A 13,533-nucleotide genomic window follows, 5' to 3' on the forward strand; every position below is an offset into this window, starting at 1 on the left:
CCCCTTACCTAGTTTGAGCCGTGCTGCGGGATGCCTTGGCAAACAGCAGAAAGACGACGCCGAGAAAAAACAGAATGATAAGGAAATAGATCCAGATAAGCGCGCTTGTCGGCCCGTATTGGGTTGGGTTAACGGCGGCGAGGATCGGATTGCCCGGGAAAGTGAACAGATCCACCACGGTATAGATGGTATTCAGAAGCACGAACGGCATCATGCCGGGCAGGGTAATCTTCCAGAACATTTCCCAAGGATTGGCCCCGTCGATGCGCGCCGCCTCGTACACCGAAGCCGAGATGGTCTGCCTTCCGGCAAGGAAGAGCAGAATTTGAACGCCGGAGTACCATAGAATAAGCACGAAGGAATTCAGGACGCTCAAGATTGGAGTGGCCCAGGAGGCCGGCAAATACTGGGCTATGGCAGTCGACAAGGAGAACTGCTCCAGGAAGCCGAGCTGTCCGCGGCCCTGGCTGAGAAACCGGTCGATAACGTTCCCGGAAGAGAAAATAACCGGGAGGAAGAACACCGCCCTAAAGAAGCTCCTTCCCCAGAACCGCTGGTTCAGCATGATCGCGATCATGAACGAAAAGATCACGATGATCGGAATCATGAACAGAACCTGGCGCAGAAACGGCAGCAGGGAATCATAAAGGGCGCTGCCGTCCTCAAACAGAATGCTGTGATAGTATTTCAGCCCGACGAACGTGTTCGTGATGCCGGTTCCGGTTATCCGGACGCTGTGAAAGCTCATGAACAAGGAATACACCAGCGGAAAGGACACGAATAAGAGAAATCCGACTATCCAGGGTAGAATTAGGAAGATACCTTCGTATCTATGCGAGAGCGTGTTCTTCATGCGGATCCATGCGTTCATCCCTTCCCGCCCCCTTCGATCACAATGAAATCCTGAGCGGGAATTTCCCGTCCCTCCACCGTAACAGGAGTGGTGTTGTAGTTGACGAGAACCCGTTTGCCCTTGGCATAAGCCGTTTCCTTTACATTCACGGCCACCGTCCGATGCCCGGTTATGTATTGATTCTGCACATCACCCAGAGTGCTTGCGAAGCGGTTGTATTCCTCCACAATGGTTTTCTCCCACTCCTCATAATTCAAGCTGTACTGCCAAACCGTGAAGGCTTTCTTCATGGTTTCCGTTTTGGCATTCATCACGAGAAAGGAAGGAGCCGCGCCGTACTCGATGGCCCGCAGGAAATCCTTGCGGTATTCGTCTCTTGTGTTCCCCCAGTTAAGCGTATAGGGAAGCACGCCGTGAAGGACGATCTGCGCGAAAGGTACCGCTTCATCCATGAAAAGATCGTAAGAGTAGTCATTGGGCAGGGAACGGACCGCCCCGGTATTCTTCCAGGCATAAGCGTTCCCCCTAAGGAGGGTGACCAGGTCCAGCTGGGAGCCGGCCTCCTCAACCATGCTGCTTTGGATGGCGGCCGCCTTGTCCCGGTCCGCCCGGTAACGGGGGTTATAGTCGCTGAACAGCGTTTGCCCGATCCCATCCAGCTGCAAGCCGTTGACTCCTAGCGCCGCAATCTTGGGGAGGGCTTCTTTCAGCTTGCTCTGGGAAATGAGGGGGCTCACAAGAGTAATCGAGTTGTCGGTCCGCATATTGCGAAAATCGAGTACGGTTCCCGCCTGGTTCTGCATGCCCTGCTGCTTCGGCTTGAATCCCTTGTTGTCGTTGTTAAGTGTATAGTCCGCTTCGAGCAGGACGGAATCTCCCTTAGAACGGGCGTAAGCGGCAAAGCTTTTCATCCCCTCGTTCCCTCCGAGACGCCCGTCCGTGGTAGTTCCGAAGCCGAGGGTGGAAAGCCCTTTGCTTTGCCAGCCCTTATAAGTGACCACCAGCTGGGGAATCCCCTGACCGTGAAGACGGTCTACCAGCTTCTTCGCCTCTTCGGTCGTCGTGCCGGTAATATAGCGGTTAGTCAGAAAGCCTTTTTCCACGTCACCCCCAACCAGGTCAACGAACAGAGGCAAGGACGAGGATTCGCCCGAGGGCTGTTTCAACCCTTGCTCCGCCAGGAGATACTCGCGGTACTTGGCCGCCATGCCCGCATAATCGCTTTGGCTTCCCGGAAGCACGTAATACCGGACGCTCCGGTCCCCGTCAAAGCGAATTTTGCTGTAGGTTTGAAAGCCTTGTTTCTGATCCTGGCTGGTCGGCTGAAAATATTGAAGACGGTAGTCATGTTCCACGGTGGCCCAGGCGTACCGGCTGTACACGCCCGAGGGCGCTGCAAAGATATAGCCGAATTCCGCTCCTTTGTCCGCCACAGCGAGGACCCCGCTTCCGCCCGACTTGATCCCATATACCGGCATCGCAATCGTTTGGCGGTTGGTAAAAACGGATTGGAAAGCCATATCGCTACCATAAATGGCTTCGCGGAAGACGGTCTTGTCATTCGTCAGGTTTTCCTTAAACCGGTAGAGAGCTCCCGAGCCATCCGGCAACAGGAGATATCCCTCTTGTTCCCCCGGCTGGGCCGATCCGAGAAACGGATACAGCTTCATATTCAGAAGGGAATCCTTTCCCTCCTCGATGCCCTCATCCAGAACCTTGGTCTCTACATAATCCTCCTTAAGACGCACTTCCACCGGCACCATCATCTCAATGGATGGCAGAACGAACGTGAGGGCAAAGCCCCCATCTATTTTCTTCCAATTCGTTATGCCTCCATTTAAAGAAAGCAGGCTGTTTACTTTCACCTCGGGCTTTGCCGCCTTGCGGGTCAGATCGACCGTTTCGAGTAGGATCGGAGACCGCAGATGACTGCGCCAGGTACCCGTAATGGTCTCCCGGGCCCACTCTTCCGGATTCGGATACGACCGCAGCAGATGGCCGTCCCTTTTGTCCTCTACCTTAAAATGCCCGGTGTTAGGGTCGGCATAGAGACGCAGCAGGCTGCTTTCGGCGATGAGCTGAAAATCCGCTTCGTTCGGCAGGTCGCCCTTCGTGCTGACGGCCGGCTTCAAATTGGACGGAATGGATACCTTGGCCTTTGCCTCCGGAACCAACGCCCCGTTTTGCCCGCCGGAATGCAGCCAGCCATAGAGGATGGCGCCGGCTGTAATCGCGGTGACCCCTGCCCAGGAAAGAAGCTTTCGTTTGAGGCTCATCGGACGGACACCTCCTGAAGAATGGAATAGAGGAAGTTTCGGAGCTCCGCCGATAGCCCAAACACGATAAAACACAAAACTCCCAGTATGATCATGGTTCCGACGGTAAACAGCAGGTTAACAGCCGTCTCGCCCACACTGTAATTCTGCACGGACTGAACCTGCCAAATAAGAAGCAGTACGACCCATACGACCATGCCGCTGTGAAGAAAGTTAAAAATGGATGCTTCACTGAGGGTCATGCCGTTCGACAGGAAGGTAAGCGGGAGCCCCACTGCAATCAAGGGGGTGAGGGCATAGGCGCTGCCGACGAAGACGTCGACGAACCGGCCTTCCCCCCGCCGAATGGAGCTGACCAAATAATTCGAAACAATCCAAGCCACCCACACCAGAAAAAATTGCAGGAAAATGGTTGCCGCTCCAGCCGGTCTAATGGCTTCCGCATTGAAGGTAAAGCTGGTTTGGGTTCGGGACACGGCATAGGAGAGATAGGCTAGTACCAGAATAATGACGGCACTCGCGACGCTTCCCTTGCTCTCGTAACGGAGCGCAGTAAATCCGTCGACCGGATGCCTCAGAATGTACAGCGCATGCCTCAGCTGGGCCGCCAAAGGCCAGCGCCTTTGGAGAAAACGGGGTGTTCCCCAACTTAACCGGTAACGCTTGGCGATAGCCCGGAACACGAGATAGAGCAAGCCAAGTCCTAGCACGATGTTCATGAACAACCCAAACCGTTCTTGAAACCAGCCCAGCCGGATTTGCCAGAAGGAGTTGGAATATCCGTCCTGCAGGCCCGCGTCATAATAGAGCCGTTTGGCCTCCGCATAATCTCCCCGTCCATAGGCTGCCTGGGCGAGCCCCAGCATGGCGGGGGTATAGTAGGCGTTGAGGTGCAGAACCTCGCGCCACAGCGCTTCGGCTTCTTTGTATTTGCCATCCAATGTCAGGTTATTCGCTTTATAGACGAGGGCCCCGAATTCCGTCTGGCGGAACATTTGAATGAGGTTCGCGTTGTCATCGAGGACGAACAAATCGTTCGTGGAATTGGTTTCGACGGCCGCGGGGCTCTTCACAATGCCGAGCTGGGTGGTATTGGGACTCGCGTCGCCCGACCAGAAGAACAGCAGGCTGCCAAACGCATCGTACTGGCTGACCATCTTGGAAACGGAATCAATCACCGTGAAATTCCCGTTGCCGTCCACGGCAATATCCTTCAGACTTCCCTTCTCCTCCACCCTGCGGAAGCGGACCTCTCCGAAGGAATCGTTTCCCCCGCCGACCGAGCTGTCCGTCCCGAGAAAATTCTTCCCGGCGTTGTTTAATTTCTTCACCTGGCCGCTGGTAAGGTTTTCTCCGTAGGAAACCGTATAGAGGAAGCCCCGGCTGTCGATATCGACGTTGTTGATGGCAGGAGGAAGCTTGCTGGGCTGCTTCTCATACATCTCTCTTGTGTAGATCATTCTCTTCAGGGAATCCAGAACGGTAAACGGCGCCTCATTGGCGGCGAAGAACCGGACGAATTTGCCGTCCGGATCGAGCTGCATCAGCCCGTTGTAGCTCCCAAGCGAGTTCACGAACAGAAAACCCCGCTTGTCGACGGCGACCTTGATCGGCTCGAAACGGTAGGTTTCCGGAATAAACCGGGATTTCGGCAGCTTGAATTCCTTCAGCAGTTTGCCGTGCGTGTCGAGCTTGACGACCCTGGCATTTCCTGTATCCGCCACGTAAAGGTTGTCCTGCCCGTCGACAAAGAGGCCCTGAGGCTTGTTAAGCGGAGTTCCAGCCGCCGTGATCACCCGGTCGAAATTTCCTCCGCGGTCAAACATGACGATGCGGTTGTTCCCCGTGTCCGCCACGTAGATACGGTCCTGGGCATCCAGGAATAGATCGCCGGGCTGTTGAAGAGGCGAACGGACAGTCTTTCCCGGGTTTTTGGGATCGGGAATAAAAATATCCTGACCCAGCACACGCTCGGGGGCATAAGCAGCCTGCGTCCAAACAAGCCCTCCGGATTTGTTTCGGTAGTTCGTCGAGTAAGGATAATCGGCGTAAGCCTCCTCTGGAACGCTTCCGACCACAAGAAGGACCGAAAGCAGGCTCCACAGAAGACGAACAAATAAGGTTCTCGCCGGCTTCATAGCATTTCCTCCCATGGGATCATTTAATGCCGGAATGGGCCATCGTGGCGATTACCTTGCTTTGGAAAACAAGGAAGATGACCAGGTTGGGGATGAACATAAACAGAGCCGCCGCCGCTGCCGCCCCCTGCCTCGCCACGTTATTCGCCATGTTGGCCGTAAGGGACGAAATAAAGAACGGGAAGGTCTTCATCTGTTCATCCTGCATGAACAGCGTGGACGTTTCCGTATTCCCCCATGCCGACTGAAAGGAAATAATGCCGATCGTGGCTACCGCCGGCAGGATGACCGGAATGACGATCCGCAGGAAGACCGTGAATTCTCGGGCTCCATCCATCCTCGCCGACTCCAGAAGCTCGTTCGGCAGCTGATCGATGAACTGCTTCATGAGGAAGACGCCTACCGGGACGGCCACCATGGGGAGAATATGCCCCCAGTATGTATTCATAATGCCCAGATGGCTAACCACCAGATAACGGGGAATCGAAACCGTCTCCGGCGCAAAGAGCAGCGTCAGAATGATGGAGCCGAACACAAACTTATGACCGGGAAACTTATGTTTGGACAGCGGATAAGCACAGAGCGCGCTGACGCCGGTTACGACGAAGACGCTCAGAACGGCCACGGCCAAGGAATTAAACAGATAGCGCGAAACCGGAATAATGGAATCGGATGTCGTATTGAACAGCTCGATAAAATTCTGGATGGACGGATGCCGCGCGAAGATAGTCGGCGGATAAACGAACAATTCCTGGTAGGGCTTGAAGGCATGGTTGAAAATATACACCAGCGGCAGCAGCATAAAGGCGCTGAACAACACAAGCAGGAAGACCACGAGCTTCTCAAAACGGCTCATCCGGAACAGCTTGGAGCGTTTCCTGAGACCCGCTTTTTGGAGCAAGGCCGGCATTTGCATGTTATTCATCCCCCTTCGAGCCGAACAAGCCCCAGCAGAATTTGTTGGACAGGTACATGAGAAGCAGCAAGAAAACCGACAAAGCGGAAGCATAGCCGAGCTCAAACCGAATGAAGCCGTAATCCTCGATTTGGTTCATAATCAGGTGCCCGGCATACTGGGGAGTCGGATTCATGCCCGACAGCTGGGTCCCGATTCCCCCAGCCTTGAATGTCCCCACAATCGCCATGACGGCCCCGAACAGCATTTGGGGCTTCATGGAGGGAATGGTGACGTACCAGATCTCCTCCAGCCTCGACTTGATGCCGTCCAGCCTCCCCGCCTCGTACAGCTCGGGATTGACATTGAGAATACCCGCCATCATTGCCAGGAACCCTATCCCCATACTGGACCACAGGGTGACGACAATCATCGAGGTCATCAGATGCTCCTTGCTTGTGACCCAAAGCACCGGTTCTTTGATCAGCCCGAGATTAAGCAGAAAGCTGTTCAAGTAGCCTATCCGGTCTCCGCTCAACAGCGGGAGCCAAACGATCGTCATGGCAATGCCTCCCGTGAGGGACGGGGAGTACATGGCAAGCGCGAACCATTTGCGCCAAGTCCCGGGCAGAATGGAAATCAGCCAGGCGAGCAGGAAGGAGGCGACATAGCCTCCCGGTCCCGCAATCACTGCAAACTTGAACGTATTCGGCAGCGCATACTTCAGAAACAGCAGATCCTGGGATACCATGTACCGGAAGTTCTCCCAGCCTATAAACCGGGGCGCCTCCAAGGAGTTGAAGTACATGAAGCTTAGCAGGAAGGCGCAGATAACCGGAACCATAATGAAGACTAGAAAACAGATCATAAAAGGGGCGACGAACAGATAGGACAGCCGGTACTGCCAGATCCGCCGGAGCAGCTCCAGGCCTCGGGTCCGGGTACGCCGGAGCAGTCCTTCGTCCGCGTATGCCCTTTGCAGGGCCTGAGTGTTAGTTTTGGACATACGGCTTCACCCCTTCCCACGGCTTGTTCCCTTCCGGCAATTCCATTGGGCGAAGGGCGCGTCCACCGGAGTCGACATGGCCGAACTCCACCAGCTTGCGCTGCATCTCCCGTTCAATTTCTCCAATAGAAGACTCCAGTGAGCTCCGGTAATTCATGCCGTCCACCACGGTCCGGTTCCAGGCGTTCTGCAGCTCGCGTTCCAGGAAATAGCCGCCGGGCACATTCGGAATTTCCTTAAACCAGCGCCATTGCTCCAGAATGCTCTTCAGATCGTCCGGTTTCCACGGCAGATGAACAAAGGCTTCAATATTGGAAGTGTTCCACCGGAAGGATAGGCCGTTCAGCATTTCCAGATCCGTTCCGTAACGCTCCTGCACTTCGGCCGATGTCCACCATTTCATAAAGGCCCAGCTTTCATCCGGTTTCTTGGTTTGCTTGAACATAACGGAAGCTTGGAGACCGCCGCCCATCCAGCGGGCCACATCCCCATCCGCCTGCCGGACCCCGGGAATAGGAGCGATTCCCCAGTATCCGTTCAGCTCGGGAGCCGCCACCATCAGCTGAATGTACATGCTGAAATCAGCTATTCCGATGGGAACGGTTCCGCTGCGGAAGGACTGGTAGAAGCTCGCCACCTGCTGGTCCACCGCATAGACGTTATAGAGATCGGTCCACTCCTTGAACGCCTGATAGCCCTTTTCCGTCCCGAGGGCGGTGTGGAACCCGTCCTTGCTAAAATATTCCGCTCCATTCTGATAGAAGAAAGGCATATGCTGCACGGGCATCATATTCAGGTTATTCTGCTGCAGCACCGGAAGCATATCGTACACATCCTGCCACGTATTCGGAACCTTCAGCCCGAGCCTGTCCAGAATATCCTTACGGTAATACAGCATCGAGAAGCTCTGGGTCTCGGGTACGCCGTAATAGCCTTTGTCGTAATAGAAGGGCGTCCAGGAGCCGGGCGCAAACCGTTTATACAGCTCTCCAAAATCCGAGAAAGTCGTAAGGTCATATAGCCCGTTGCGGATGGCATAATCAAAAGGAAGCTCCTGCGGCAGGCCCAAGGCGACGTCGGGTGCCATCCCCCCGGCGTTCATGAGCACGAGAAGGTTCGTGTCCGGAAGAAGATTCACTTTCACTTTGATTCCGGTTTGCGGAGTAAACATCTCATCGCACAACTGCTGCAGAAGATTGACATAATCCCGCCCCCGCAAAACCCATACATTCAGCACATCGTCGTCCAAACTGCTGAGCCTCTCCTTCGACTTGAAGGAATACAGGAAATTGATCATTGCCCCCTCTACCCGCTTATAAAAAGGGGCTACCATCCGGGGAAGAGGTTCCTGTACGGGAACGATGTAGATACGGTCCAACTGGAGCGGCTGGCTTTTGAGCTGCTGGACCAGATCCGCCATTTTCCCCTGCATGGTGACCAGCCGGTCGGTTTTGTAAGGAATGTCGTTTTCTCTGGCCAGCAGGGCCCGGATGTCCTTCACGGTCGTCAGGATTCCCTGCGTGACGGCGTCGTCTCGTCCGTTCACGACCGTCAGCCGTTTCTGGATATCCTCAAGCGAATCGGCGATGCTCTTAAAATCGTCCGTAAACCCGGGGAGGTCTTTGGCGATCGTCCAGGTCCGGTTCGGGTCGGTCGATCCACCGGTAAGGGCTTTCAACTCGTCGGTGAGCCCCATCAGCTTCTTCCCGGTCGATTCCAAGGTTTCGATCATCGGTTTCACCGGGGCCTGCGTGGTCCGCATCGAAATCGTGTTCGTTCCCTTTTCCAAGTAAAATTCATACGGTTTGTTTTCCTTGTCCGCCAGCTGGATTCCCTGCCAGGCGGAATCGTAAGGGAAACGGTAGGCCTGCATCTCCGAGAAAGGAACCTTGCCGTTAATGAGGATGGACCGGAAGGTGGACCGGTTCGAAGAATACGACTGCTTGACCCGCATGCCTATTTTGTAGTAACCGCTCTCCGGCACTTCAAAGGTCCAGGCAAGCTGCTGGTTCCCGCTCGCCCACCGTTTGCCGTCCACCGTGTTAAAGGTAATGCTCCCGCGCTTGGCAGGGGTCGTCCCGATATCGTTATCATAGCGAAGCGACAGGGAGGAATCGCTCTTCCAGTCCGCCTTCTCGGCCTCCAGGACAATGGGGGCTCCCTTGATGGCCGGCGCTGGAGCCGGCTTGGCTTTGCGAACCTCCGCGTAATCGGAAAGAGGCACCGGCGGGGCCAGAACAAAGGACTCCAAGGCAACCGGCTCGGTAGTCGAGAATCGAAGCGTATGGCGTCCCGGGGTCAGGAACCATTGAAGCGGTTCGGCGAAGGCCCCGCCGGCATCCCGCAGGGAAGCGGTCATCCAGCCGCTGACGTCCTTGGCGATCGGACGGACTTCATCTCCGTTAGGGTCAAGGGCGGCAGGAAACGGATCCTGCCAGTGCCGGTCCAGCTGGATCGACCTGGCTTCGAGAAAGTCCGTCTTTCCATCCACCATAACCTGGAGGAGGACCGGTCGCCTGTGTTTATCATCCGTCACGGGACGATAGGTCAGATCGATCCCGTAAAGGCCCGCCTCCGCCACGGTCACATCATATTCCACCCACTCCTCCCCTTGCGCCGACCAATCGAGCACGTTGGAACGACCGTCGACCTTCCCGACTTGGATGTGGGCATTGTCGGATTTACGGGCATATCCGGAAGCCGACCCGGTTATCCGGCCGGAATGGCCGGCCTTCGCTCCGCTCTTCTTCCATTCCTCCAGCTTGCTGCTGAAAGATGGTTGGCTATCCTCCACGGACCCCGCAGCCTGACGGGAGCTCGAAGGCTGGGGGTTTGTAGACGGGGAGGTCCCATCCGCGAAGCCGTTTGCCGAAGGGATAAGCAAGGTAAGAGCCAAAGTCAGCGGAACTGCAGCTCTTCTAGGGGAAAGCGTCCACCGCATGATTTCTTCCTCCGGTTTCATATTAGGTCATCAAGTTCTCGGTCGTGTCCTTGTCAAAGAAGAGAACTTTCTGCATATCGAGCGACAAAGTAAGCTTCTCTTCCTCCCGGCCGTCAAACCCGGGTATCGTTCGGGCGATCAACGGTTTCCCGGCACCGATGTCTATATACAAATACATGTCGGCCCCCATTAATTCCGTAATGATCAAGGAACCGGGGATTTGGCTCTTCGGATGAAGGGCGGCTTTCTCCCCTTCGGCAAAGACGTGCTCACATCGGATTCCAAGCACGACCTGCCGGTTTACTTTGTTATGCTTTCGCAGCTGGGCCGATTGCTTCTCCGGGATACGGAGGTAATAACGCTGGGTATGAAACTCCAGCCCTCCCCCTTCCGCCTCCAGCACTTTTCCTTCCAGGAAATTAATGGGCGGGGTTCCGATAAAGCCGGCGACAAACATATTGGAGGGGTTGTTGTAGATCTCCCTCGGAGGAGCCGCCTGCTGGATGACCCCATCCTTCATCACGACGATCCGGTTGCCCATCGTCATGGCCTCCGCCTGATCATGCGTTACATAAACAGTGGTCACACCCAGCTGCTTATGCAGCCTTATGATCTCCGTCCGCATCTGGACCCGCAGCTTAGCATCCAGGTTGGACAAGGGCTCGTCCATCAGGAAGACGCTCGGATTGCGGACAATGGCCCTTCCTAACGCAACCCGTTGACGCTGGCCGCCGGACAGCTGTTTCGGCTTGCGCTCCAGGTAAGGCTCAATTTCCAGAATGCGGGAGGCCCGGCGGACGGCAAGCTCGATCTCATGCTTCGGCAGCTTGCGCAAGCGCAGCCCGAACGCGATGTTCTCAAATACGCTCATATTCGGATACAGGGCATAATTCTGAAAAACCATGGCGATGTCCCGGTCCTTGGGAGGGAGATGGTTGACGAGCCGGTCCCCGATATACAGCTCGCCGGATGTAATTTCCTCCAATCCGGCGATCATGCGGAGCGTCGTCGATTTGCCGCAGCCGGACGGACCCACCATCACCAGAAATTCCCCATCTTGGATCTCCAGATGAAAGTCTTTGACGGCATACAGCATGTCCTTGCCGTAACGCTTCTCAATATGATTCAGCAAAATGCGCCCCATGGCGGCACCTCCGGATGGGATATGGGTTATAGGGGGTAACCGTTTCCATAAATTTTCCTCATTATACAATGCCCCCTTAAGGGCAATATAGGGCGTTTTTGCCGTTTCTATAGGGGCATCAAGCCGAGGTCCCGGACTTCGCTTACCCATAAAAAGAAGCATTCCCCTATAAGGAGAATGCTTCTTTCAGCTTAAACGCTGGCGAGATGAAGGTCGTCGCTTTGACTGCTTTGCCGGTATTGACGGGGGGTGACGCCGGTCTTTTTGCGGAAGAGGGCGTGAAAGAATTTCATATCCTGGTAGCCGACTTGATTGGCCACCTCCTGGATGGGGATCGAGGTGGATTTCAGCAGCTCGCAGCACCGCTGGATGCGGACGTTCTGGAGGTACTGCATGAAAGTCACACCCGTCGTTTTCTTGAACAACCGTTGAAAATGGCTCGGGCTCATATACGAATATTCCGCCACATGCTGAACCGTAATGCTCTTGGCGTATTGACTATGTATGTACTGGACGGCATCCTCCAAATTGTTGGACTGGACCGGAACCAGGCTTCCGTCGCCTTCATAACGCTGCAGCATCGCGAGGATTTGTACGAGCTGTCCCAGCATAAGGTGTTCATAATGGGGGCATTTCTTCAGGAATTCGCTGTACATGCCGTACATAATCGTCAGAAATTGATCGTACTTGTCCTGAAACTGAAGCCAGGGAGAAGGGCCCTTCACCGGCTCATACAGAAAACGATGCAGCTTGGAGTCCTCCGTTATGACGCTGGCCAATGTCTCCAGCAGCCGGGGACGAAAAATACAATTGTAAATCACCAGCTGCTTATCCTGCGAGGACGGCCGGAAGACATGCGAGGTCCCGATCGGAATGACGAACAGGTCCCCCCGCTTGGTTGGGATCATCTGATCCTCTATATAGTGATACCCGCTTCCTTCCTCCACATAGCTGATTTCAATGAAATCGTGGGTATGCTGGGAAAGCGAAAAGGATTCTTCTTCCCGGTTGATGAAGATATCGAACCCTGTTTCGAAAAATCGATCCCCGCTCAGCTTCTTGATTCGCCAATTCATACTCTCACCTCGTGATAGGAGATAGGTGGTAACATGAACGTGTTTGCCTCGATCATTTTATCAAAAATAGGTCAGGTAAGCGATTACAAGTTTTGCCGAATGCTGTCGAAACTTGCTTAAACGGGGGTTCTGGCGTCCTTTTTTATCCATTCGGGCTCAAAACGGACGTATTTGATGGCCTTTCTCAAATAGGAATAGGCGGCGTGAATTCGTCCATCGCTTGCCGCGATAATCGACGGGTAGGAATAGCCGGTCTGCTTTTCTTTGTATTCCAGATCGGAAAGCTGCACGTTTTTGATATAGGGCCAGGTTGCTCCCCCATCCTCCGACAAAGCAACGGTCAGGGGCGTCCGGAGCGGTTTCTTGCGGAACTCTCCTTTGCTCTCCACCCAGCGGTACTGGTCTCTTTCCATCGTGGAATCATTATAGATCAGCAGGAGTTGGTCGCCGGCAAGGCGTGTCAGCTGGACGGAGGAATTGTTGTTCGGCAGCACCGTTTTGACCGGTTCGCTCCACGTTCTTCCGAAGTCGTTCGATACGCTGCTGTAAATCCGGTCGGCCTGGCGGCTGCGGAAGAGGGCATACAAGGTGTGGTCCTCCCTCTCCACCACGCTCATCTGGACGCGGTGCAGGCTTCCCGCCACTTCATATTCCTGCCAGGACTTCCCCTCGTCAGACGAGACGAGCACCACGCTGTAATGGCCGCCGGCTTTGCAATAATAGCACGGAAGCAGCCAATCTCCGTTGCTCATGGCAACGACCGGATGGCGCAGGAACAAGCCCGGTCCCTCATGCAGAACGGCCGGAGGCTCCCAGGAATAACCTTGATCGGCGGACACCCGGTAGACAACACGGGAGGTCCGCTGATCATGGGGCTCCGTGGAGGTGTGAAACAGCCAGACCTTGCCGTCCGGAGCCTGAAATACAACCGGATTCTGCTCGGAACGCTCCAGATCGGCGGCAAGCTCGACCGGTTCCGTCCATTGGTCGCCACCCGACGGCAGCCGGGACATCAAAATATTCGTATCCGGGTTTCCTTCCCCGCTGCCGGAGAACCACACACAGAGCAGATCCCCGTTGTCAAGCTCAAGCAGATTCGCCGAATGGCTGTCCGGTTCGTACCGAATCGGCAGCAGCGCCTCCGTTACCCCCGGATCATGCTCGGACTGCTGCAGCTTTCCATTAAATCGTTCCATCCCTTACA

At 55.1% G+C, this 13,533-nt stretch carries 9 protein-coding genes; all 9 read right to left on the reverse strand.

Annotated features, from left to right (window positions below; all coding sequences use genetic code 11):
• Positions 1-4 precede the first annotated feature (4 nt).
• The 9 genes from MJA45_RS14930 to MJA45_RS14970 all read right to left on the reverse strand — a co-directional run bounded on the left by MJA45_RS14930 (position 5) and on the right by MJA45_RS14970 (position 13,525).
• A complete protein-coding gene (locus MJA45_RS14930; protein WP_315602712.1) occupies positions 5-871 on the reverse strand; it encodes a carbohydrate ABC transporter permease in 867 nt (288 codons plus the stop codon).
• Complete coding sequence (locus MJA45_RS14935) at positions 868-3,129, reverse strand: DUF5696 domain-containing protein (protein ID WP_315602713.1); 2,262 nt, start codon at positions 3,127-3,129, stop codon at positions 868-870. Before MJA45_RS14935 ends, MJA45_RS14930 begins: the two co-directional genes overlap by 4 nt.
• Positions 3,126-5,267, reverse strand: a complete 2,142-nt coding sequence (locus MJA45_RS14940; protein WP_315602714.1) for a YIP1 family protein — start codon at positions 5,265-5,267, stop codon at positions 3,126-3,128. Before MJA45_RS14940 ends, MJA45_RS14935 begins: the two co-directional genes overlap by 4 nt.
• Positions 5,268-5,286: 19 nt before the next feature.
• On the reverse strand, positions 5,287-6,183 hold the full coding sequence (locus MJA45_RS14945; protein ID WP_315608029.1) for a carbohydrate ABC transporter permease: 897 nt from the start codon (positions 6,181-6,183) through the stop codon (positions 5,287-5,289).
• A gap of 1 nt (position 6,184) precedes the next feature.
• Positions 6,185-7,168 carry a carbohydrate ABC transporter permease gene (locus tag MJA45_RS14950; RefSeq protein ID WP_315602715.1) on the reverse strand — a complete coding sequence of 328 codons (984 nt, stop codon included), beginning with the start codon at positions 7,166-7,168 and terminating at the stop codon, positions 6,185-6,187.
• Positions 7,155-9,962 (reverse strand): extracellular solute-binding protein, encoded by a 2,808-nt coding sequence (locus tag MJA45_RS14955; protein ID WP_315602716.1) that lies wholly within the window; start codon positions 9,960-9,962, stop codon positions 7,155-7,157. Before MJA45_RS14955 ends, MJA45_RS14950 begins: the two co-directional genes overlap by 14 nt.
• 169 nt (positions 9,963-10,131) lie before the next feature.
• Positions 10,132-11,253 (reverse strand): ABC transporter ATP-binding protein, encoded by a 1,122-nt coding sequence (locus tag MJA45_RS14960; protein ID WP_315602717.1) that lies wholly within the window; start codon positions 11,251-11,253, stop codon positions 10,132-10,134.
• Positions 11,254-11,444: 191 nt separating this feature from the next.
• Positions 11,445-12,329 carry a helix-turn-helix domain-containing protein gene (locus tag MJA45_RS14965; protein ID WP_315602718.1) on the reverse strand — a complete coding sequence of 295 codons (885 nt, stop codon included), beginning with the start codon at positions 12,327-12,329 and terminating at the stop codon, positions 11,445-11,447.
• A 116-nt stretch (positions 12,330-12,445) separates the two neighbouring features.
• Positions 12,446-13,525 carry a sialidase family protein gene (locus MJA45_RS14970; protein WP_315602719.1) on the reverse strand — a complete coding sequence of 360 codons (1,080 nt, stop codon included), beginning with the start codon at positions 13,523-13,525 and terminating at the stop codon, positions 12,446-12,448.
• Between the last annotated feature and the right edge of the window lie 8 nt (positions 13,526-13,533).

The sequence above is a fragment of the Paenibacillus aurantius genome, from assembly GCF_032268605.1.
Taxonomy (GTDB): Bacteria; Bacillota; Bacilli; order Paenibacillales; family NBRC-103111; genus Paenibacillus_AO; species Paenibacillus_AO aurantius.

Excerpts from the sequence above, each read along its gene's own strand:
- MJA45_RS14930 (WP_315602712.1), bottom strand. The coding sequence starts at position 871 with ATGAACGCATGGATCCGCATGAAGAACACGCTCTCGCATAGATACGAA.
- MJA45_RS14935 (WP_315602713.1), bottom strand. The coding sequence starts at position 3,129 with ATGAGCCTCAAACGAAAGCTTCTTTCCTGGGCAGGGGTCACCGCGATT.
- MJA45_RS14940 (WP_315602714.1), bottom strand. The coding sequence starts at position 5,267 with ATGAAGCCGGCGAGAACCTTATTTGTTCGTCTTCTGTGGAGCCTGCTT.
- MJA45_RS14945 (WP_315608029.1), bottom strand. The coding sequence starts at position 6,183 with ATGCAAATGCCGGCCTTGCTCCAAAAAGCGGGTCTCAGGAAACGCTCC.
- MJA45_RS14950 (WP_315602715.1), bottom strand. The coding sequence starts at position 7,168 with ATGTCCAAAACTAACACTCAGGCCCTGCAAAGGGCATACGCGGACGAA.
- MJA45_RS14960 (WP_315602717.1), bottom strand. The coding sequence starts at position 11,253 with ATGGGGCGCATTTTGCTGAATCATATTGAGAAGCGTTACGGCAAGGAC.
- MJA45_RS14965 (WP_315602718.1), bottom strand. The coding sequence starts at position 12,329 with ATGAATTGGCGAATCAAGAAGCTGAGCGGGGATCGATTTTTCGAAACA.
- MJA45_RS14970 (WP_315602719.1), bottom strand. The coding sequence starts at position 13,525 with ATGGAACGATTTAATGGAAAGCTGCAGCAGTCCGAGCATGATCCGGGG.